At 70.9% G+C, this 6,752-nt stretch carries 7 protein-coding genes and 1 riboswitch; of the genes, 1 reads left to right on the top strand and 6 read right to left on the bottom strand.

The features are described 5' to 3' along the window. From ABZ281_RS31435 to rlmN, 5 genes are all read right to left on the bottom strand, one after another. The coding region (locus ABZ281_RS31435) for a maleylpyruvate isomerase family mycothiol-dependent enzyme (protein WP_356660976.1) at positions 1-687 on the bottom strand (687 nt) is incomplete at its 3' end. Positions 688-712: 25 nt separating this feature from the next. Continuing rightward, the gene (locus tag ABZ281_RS31430; protein WP_356660974.1) at positions 713-1,732 is read right to left on the bottom strand and encodes an ABC transporter ATP-binding protein; all 1,020 of its coding nucleotides are present in this window, start codon (positions 1,730-1,732) and stop codon (positions 713-715) included. Then, entirely contained in the window at positions 1,732-3,333 is a 1,602-nt protein-coding gene (locus tag ABZ281_RS31425; protein WP_356660980.1) for an iron ABC transporter permease, read from the bottom strand. The genes ABZ281_RS31430 and ABZ281_RS31425 overlap by 1 nt, the downstream gene beginning before the upstream one ends. 38 nt (positions 3,334-3,371) lie before the next feature. Further along, entirely contained in the window at positions 3,372-4,409 is a 1,038-nt protein-coding gene (locus ABZ281_RS31420) for a thiamine ABC transporter substrate-binding protein (RefSeq protein WP_356660978.1), read from the bottom strand. 127 nt (positions 4,410-4,536) lie between these two features. Next, a riboswitch (TPP riboswitch) is annotated at positions 4,537-4,643 on the bottom strand. Between the two features lie 53 nt (positions 4,644-4,696). Further along, positions 4,697-5,803 (bottom strand): 23S rRNA (adenine(2503)-C(2))-methyltransferase RlmN, encoded by a 1,107-nt coding sequence (rlmN, locus tag ABZ281_RS31415; RefSeq protein ID WP_356660972.1) that lies wholly within the window; start codon positions 5,801-5,803, stop codon positions 4,697-4,699. 128 nt (positions 5,804-5,931) lie between these two features. Between rlmN and ABZ281_RS31410 the strand changes: the two genes are divergently transcribed. Further along, the gene (locus ABZ281_RS31410; RefSeq protein ID WP_356660970.1) at positions 5,932-6,120 is read left to right on the top strand and encodes a hypothetical protein; all 189 of its coding nucleotides are present in this window, start codon (positions 5,932-5,934) and stop codon (positions 6,118-6,120) included. Positions 6,121-6,185: 65 nt separating this feature from the next. Here the strand turns inward: ABZ281_RS31410 and ABZ281_RS31405 are convergent, their stop codons facing one another. Beyond that, positions 6,186-6,635 carry an SRPBCC family protein gene (locus ABZ281_RS31405; protein ID WP_356660968.1) on the bottom strand — a complete coding sequence of 150 codons (450 nt, stop codon included), beginning with the start codon at positions 6,633-6,635 and terminating at the stop codon, positions 6,186-6,188. Positions 6,636-6,752 lie beyond the last annotated feature (117 nt).

Below are 6,752 nucleotides of genomic sequence, written 5' to 3'. Positions count from 1 at the left end.
GAGCGGCCCGCGCAGGGCCACGGTGGCCTTCTCGTGGCCCCGGCGCCAGGCGACGCCGTCCTCGGTGAGTTCGACGAGCCACTCGGCGTTCACCTCCGCCCCGGTGTCGGTGGCGTGCAGGTGGATGCTGCGGCCGGGGCCGCGCAGTTCCCTCGCCGCGTCGTGCGGCACCGTCCGCTGGACGTACTCCACGATCTGCAGCCACTCGTCGAGCGCGTCGGCGGCCACCTCGGGCGCGACCTCGTAGGGCAGGCCGGCCGCGAGCGTGGCGTCCGCGCGGTGCACGGTGATCTCGTGCGTCATCCGGCGGGCCCAGAACCCGGCGTTGAGGATTCCGGCCCAGCCCCACACCTTCGCGTCCGGCCCGGCCTCCCGCAGTGCGGCGACGACCTGCTCGCCGCTCTCCGCCAGCCATGCGTCCAGCGCGGCCGCGTCACCCCGCGCCCCGGGCCCGGCCGCACCCGGCACCCGCTCCTCCGGCACCTCCGCCTCGGCCCGGGTGCGCACCATGAGCTCCACCCAGCGCAGCGCTGCGCCCATGTGCCGTACGAGGTCCTCCAGGGACCAGTCCGGGCAGGTCGGCACGGTGCCGGACAGAGTGGCACCGGAGGTCACCACGGACCTCAACAGGCCGACCTGGTGGGCGATTTCGTCGCAGTAGCGGTCGTGTGCGAGTAACGGCGTCATGCCCCGCACCCTAGGCGGCAGACGATCAGCCGAGCACCACGATTTCGGCCGCGTCGAACTCCACACCGACCTCGTCCCCGGTCTCCGGCGCGTCCCGCAACGCGCACGCCGCCTCCAGGCGCGGGGCGTCCGGGGGCTGGAGGTGCACGGTGACATGGGTGCCCCTGAAGGTGCGTGCGGCCACGGTGCAGCGCAGACCCGCGTCGGCGGGCCCCAGACGCACTCCGGCGGGCCGCACCAGTAGGGTCCGGGTGCCCTGCGGGGCGTCCTCCGGCACCGGCACCTTGCCCCACGGTGTGTCCGCGGCCTCGGTCCCCACCGTCGCCTCGACCACGTTCTCGAAGCCGAGGAAGCGGGCGACGAACGCGTCGGCGGGTCGCTGCCACACCTCAAGGGGCGTACCGGACTGGGCGATCCGCCCGTCCCGCATCACCACGACCCGGTCGGCCAGTGCGAAGGCCTCCCCCTGGTCGTGCGTCACGGCGAGCACCGTCGTGCCCAACCGTCCGAACAGTTCCTTCAGTTCGACGACCAGCCGCTCCCGCAACGACCGGTCGAGCTGCCCCAGCGGCTCGTCCAGCATCAGCAGCCGGGGACTCGGCGCGAGGGCCCGGGCCAGCGCCACCCGCTGCTGCTCCCCGCCGGACAGCGCGGCGACGGCCCGGCGGCCCGCGTCCGGCAGCCCCACGAGGTCCAGCAACTCCCGCACCCGCTCGGCCTGTCGCCGCTTCGGCTCGCCGTGCATCCGCAACCCGAAGGCCACGTTGCCGCCCACGTCCCGCTGCGGAAACAGCTGGTGGTCCTGGAACATCAGCCCGACCCCGCGCCGGTGCGCCGGCAGGCCCGCCTGGTCGCGCCCGTCGAGCATCACCCGCCCGGAGTCCAGGGGTTGCAGGCCGGCCACCGCCCGCAGCAGGGTCGACTTGCCGCTGCCGCTGGGTCCGAGCACGCACACGATCTCGTGCTCGGCGACCTCCAGATCGACGGCGTCCAGCACGGCCCGGCCGCCGAAACGGACCGTCGCATCCCGCAGGGCCAGCAGCATCAGAACTCCCCCGTCCGGTCCGTGCGGAGCCTCTCCAGCACCAGCAGGGCCACGGCGCACACCACCATCAGAATCGTCGAAAGGGCCATCGCCTGCCCGTAGTTGAGGTCCCCGGGCCGCCCGAGCAGCCGGGCCACGGCCACCGGCAGCGTCGGCCGGTCGGGCCGTGCGATGAACACCGTCGCCCCGAACTCCCCGAGCGACACGGCGAAGGCGAACCCGGCCGCGATCAGCAGCGCCCGCCGCACCATCGGCAGGTCCACCTCCCGCCACACCCGCCAGGGCGAGGCGCCGAGCATCGAGGCCGCCTCCCGCAGCCGCACGTCCACCGCCCTCAGCACCGGCAGCATGGTCCGTACGACGAACGGCACACCCACCAGCGCCTGCGCGAGCGGCACGAGGATCCACGAGGACCGCAGATCCAGCGGCGGCTCGTCGAGGGAGATCAGGAACCCGAAGCCGACGGTCACCGCGGACACCCCGAGCGGCAGCATCAGCAGCGCGTCGAAGCCGCGCACCAACCGCCCGGCGTCCCGGCGGGTGAGCGCCACCGCGGCGAGCCCGCCGATCAGCACGGCGATGAGCGTGGCGGCGACGGCGTACGACAGGGAGTTGCCGATCGCCTCGATCGGCGGGACCAGGAACACTCCCCCGTCCTCGCCGGTCAGCGCCCGGTAGTAGCCGAAGCCCGGCGCGTCCAGGGACCGCTGCACCAGCACGGCCAGTGGCAGCACGAGCAGCACCGTGACGGTGAGCAGCACCCCGCCCAGCAGCGTCCACTGCCCCGCTCCGCGCGGCCGGCGCGCGGTCACGGACGCGTCCACCAGCCGCAGCGCGGTCTCCCGCCGCCGCACGGTCCAGGCGTGCACCGCGAGGATCGCGCCCACCGCCACGAACTGGATCAGCGTCAGCACGGCCGCGGTGGACAGGTCGAAGATCTCGGACGTCTGCCGGTAGATCTCCACCTCCAGGGTGGAGAAGGTGGGACCGCCGAGGATCTGCACGACACCGAAGGAGGTGAAGGTGAACAGGAAGACCATGAGCGCGGCGGCGGCCACGGCCGGGGCGAGGGCGGGCAGGGTGACCTGCCGCCAGGCCTTCAGCTGGGACGCCCCGAGCATCCGCGCGGCCTCCTCCTGCCGCGGATCGAGCTGCGCCCAGAGCCCGCCGACGGTCCGGACGACGACCGCGTAATTGAAGAAGACGTGCGCGAGAAGGATCGCCCATACCGTGGTGTCCAGGCGTACGCCCCACAGCTCGTCGAGCAGCCCGCCCCGGCCGACCATCGCCAGGAACGCCGTACCGACGACGACCGGCGGCAGCACGAACGGGACGGTGACGACCGCCCGCAGAACCTGCCTGCCCGGGAAGTCGAAGCGCGCGAAGACGTACGCGCCGGGGAGCGCGACGAGCAGCGTGAGCGCGGTGGAGACCAGCGCCTGCCAGGTGGTGAACCACAGGACGTGCCGGACGTCGGACTGGGCGAGGACCTCGCCGATCCGCCCGAGGTGCCAGGTGCCGTCGGTCTTCAGACCCCGCGCGACGATCGCGGCGACGGGGTAGGCGAAGAAGACCGCGAAGAACACGACGGGCGCGGCCAGCAGACCGCACCGCGCCGCCGCGCCCCGCCGCCGGGCGGCTACTTCAGCACGAGTGAGGTCCACGACTTGACCCACTGGTCACGGTGATCGGCGATCTTCGCCGGGTCCAAGGTCTCCGGGTCCTTCGCCTGCGGCCCGTACGTCACGAACTCCGGCGGCACCTGGGCGCCCTCGGTCACCGGGTACACGAACATGTTGAGCGGCATGTCCTCCTGGAACCTCTTGCTGATGAGGAAGTCGAGGAGGGCCTTGCCACCCTTGGTGTTCTTGGCGTTGCCGAGCAGCCCCGCATATTCGACCTGCCGGAAGCAGGTGCCGTCGGCGACCCCGGTCGGTGCCGTGCTCGGCTTCGGGTCGGCGAAGACGACCTCGGCGGGCGGCGAGGAGGCGTACGACACGACGAGCGGCCGGTCACCCTTGGCCTTCTTGCCGCCGGCCGAGCCGGAGAACTCCTCGTTGTAGGCCTGCTCCCAGCCGTCGACGACCTTCACGCCGTTGGCCTTGAGCTTCTTCCAGTAGCCCTCCCAGCCCCCGTCGCCGTACTGCGCGACGGTGCCGAGCAGGAAGCCGAGGCCGGGTGAGGAAGCGGAGGCGTTCTCGGTGACCAGCAGGTTCTTGTACTGGGGCTTGACCAGGTCGTCGAAGCTCTTCGGCGGCTCCAGCTTGTGGTCGGCGAAGTACTTCTTGTCGTAGTTGACGCAGATGTCGCCGGTGTCGATGGGTGTGACCCGGTGCTGGTCCTGGTCGACGCGGTACTCGGCCTTGACCTTGTCGGAGCCCTTCGGCTCGTACGACTGGAACAGCCCGTTGTCGAGCGCCCGCGAGAGCAGGGTGTTGTCGACGCCGAAGAAGACATCGCCCTGCGGGTTGTCCTTGGTCAGGATGGCCTTGTTCACGGCCTGCCCGGCGTCGCCGTCCTTCAGGACGTCGACCTTGTAGCCGGACTGCTTCTCGAAGGCCGCGATGACGTCCTTGGACGCGGCCCACGAGTCGTGGCTGACGAGCGTCACGGTCTTGGAGTCGCCGGACCCCTGACCGCCGTCGGACGATCCGCACGCGGCGAGCGTGCCGGCCATGCCGAGCCCGACGACGACAGCCGTCAGTCGCTTCTTCTTGTTCTTGCTCACTGGATTCCTCCTGGAGTGACCAGGAGAAGACGCGGCCCTGCCCGGGACTTCCGGGGTCCCGGGCAGGGCGCAACAGCTCGAGTGGTGACCGATCTCCCTACCCAGAATGACCTGGGCCAGGTTCGGAGGGTCTGCGGCCGGGTGCCGCACTCTCAGCGCTGTGGCGCTCCCCTGTCGGAATATGCAGGTGTCGAATACGAGGGTGCCGATATGAAGATGTGCTGACGACGGTCAGACTACCGTTCGGTGGCCGCGAGCTGACCACACGCCCCGTCGATCTCCTGACCACGGGTGTCCCGGATCGTCACCGGCACACCGTGGGCGGCGATGGCCTCCACGAACGCCTTCTCGTCCTCGGGCCGGGAGGCGGTCCACTTCGACCCCGGCGTGGGGTTCAGCGGGATGAGGTTGACGTGCACGGGCCTGCCTTTGAGCATCCGGCCGAGCCGGTCACCACGCCAGGCCTGATCGTTGATGTCCCGGATCAGCGCGTACTCGATGGACAGCCGCCGCCCCGACTTGGCGCTGTACTCGAAGCCGGCGTCCAGCACCTCGCGGACCTTCCAGCGCGTGTTCACCGGCACGAGGGTGTCGCGCAGCTCGTCGTCGGGCGCGTGCAGCGAGATGGCGAGCCGGCACTTGAAGCCCTCGTCGGAGAACCGGTGGATGGCCGGGACGAGGCCGACGGTGGAGACGGTGATGCCGCGCTGCGAGAGGCCCACCCCGTCGGGCTCGGGGTCGGTGAGCCGCCGGATGGCGCCGGCGACCCGGTTGTAGTTGGCGAGCGGCTCGCCCATGCCCATGAAGACGATGTTGCTGAGCCGCGCGGGACCGCCGGGGACCTCCCCGTCACGCAGGGCCCGCATGCCGTCCACGATCTGGTGCACGATCTCGGCGGTGGACAGATTCCGGTCCAGTCCCGCCTGCCCGGTCGCGCAGAACGGGCAGTTCATGCCGCATCCCGCCTGCGAGCTGATGCACATGGTCACCCGGTCCGGGTAGCGCATCAGCACGGACTCGACGAGCGTCCCGTCGAACAGCCGCCACAGCGTCTTGCGCGTGGTGCCCTCGTCGGTCGACAGATGCCGCACGACGGTCATCAGCTCGGGCAGCAGCGCCTCCCGCAGCTTCCCCCGGGCACCGGCGGGAATGTCCGTCCACTGCTCCGGATCATGCGCGTACCGCGCGAAGTAGTGCTGCGAGAGCTGCTTGGCACGAAACGGCTTCTCCCCGACAGCGGCTACGGCCTCCTTGCGCTCGGCAGGAGTGAGATCGGCAAGATGCCGCGGCGGCTTCTTGGCTCCGCGGGGGGCTACGAAAGTGAGTTCTCCGGGCTTAGGCATGGCCGTACCAGTGTCGCAGATCCAATCGGGTGACCCGGGACTGCCGCTCGCGACGGCTGTCGGGGCGTTGGTGCGGCGCGCCCGCTTGAGAGGATGGCGCGGATCATCACACGAAATGAGGGTTGAGCATGCTCGTGCTCATACTGTCGGTCGTCGTCCTGCTCGTCGTCGGCGGCTGCGTCTGCGTGTTCTGGGCAGCCAGGGGCGATGCCCCGCGCTGGGCACGTGGTGTGGCCACGGCGACGCTGCTCGGGAGCGAACTGGCCCGCAGCGCGAGCCGGAAGCCTCGCTCGCAGCAGAGCAGCGGGGACGACTAGGCGTCCGGAAGTTCCCGCGGCGGCGGTGAGGGAAGTGGCCGGCGCCGTCCAGGGAGCGTGACGTCCTACTCGCCCGTGTGTTCCAGCCGGTCCTTGAGCAGTTGCTCGTTGCGCGGGAGTTCCTTGCGGATCTGGGGGCGTACGACGAGGGGGACCAGGACCTTGCCCATGCCGTGACCCTCGAAGTCGATGTCGATCGTGACGTGGGAGCGGCGGCCCTCGTCGAAGGGCTCGACCTCGCCGTGCACCTGCGCACGGACGGGGCCGTCGACGCCGCGCATGCCCCAGCTGTGCGGCGGGTCGTACTCGGTGACCTCCATGGTCATCGGCATGACACGGCGGCCGACGTGCCGGGTCACACGGACCTTGCTGCCGATGCCGACGGGCCCCTCGTCGAGCCGCTCCGCGGACACGGCGCTCAGCTGCCACTCCGGCAGGTGCCCGGCTTCCATGACGTATTGGTAGACCTCCTCGGGACGGCGGTCGACGTCGATGCTCTCTCGGATGATGGCCATGATGGCCTCCTTTGGGAGGTACATCTGAATCGTCCCACTTAGCGACCAGAGCCCTGCGCCCGACCGGACGACCTCGCCCACCTCGGGGCCCGACTCGGCCGATCCCGGCCCCGAGGA

It is taken from the genome of Streptomyces sp. NPDC006265 (genome assembly GCF_040613555.1).
In the GTDB taxonomy this organism is placed as follows: Bacteria; Actinomycetota; Actinomycetes; order Streptomycetales; family Streptomycetaceae; genus Streptomyces.
Note: the sequence above shows the minus strand (reverse complement) of the source record. Positions and strands in the feature narration are given on the sequence as shown.

Coding starts and splice junctions, on each gene's coding strand:
- ABZ281_RS31430 (WP_356660974.1), bottom strand. CDS start 1,732: ATGCTGCTGGCCCTGCGGGATGCGACGGTCCGTTTCGGCGGCCGGGCC.
- ABZ281_RS31420 (WP_356660978.1), bottom strand. CDS start 4,409: ATGGCCGGCACGCTCGCCGCGTGCGGATCGTCCGACGGCGGTCAGGGG.
- rlmN (WP_356660972.1), bottom strand. CDS start 5,803: ATGCCTAAGCCCGGAGAACTCACTTTCGTAGCCCCCCGCGGAGCCAAG.
- ABZ281_RS31410 (WP_356660970.1), top strand. CDS start 5,932: ATGCTCGTGCTCATACTGTCGGTCGTCGTCCTGCTCGTCGTCGGCGGC.
- ABZ281_RS31405 (WP_356660968.1), bottom strand. CDS start 6,635: ATGGCCATCATCCGAGAGAGCATCGACGTCGACCGCCGTCCCGAGGAG.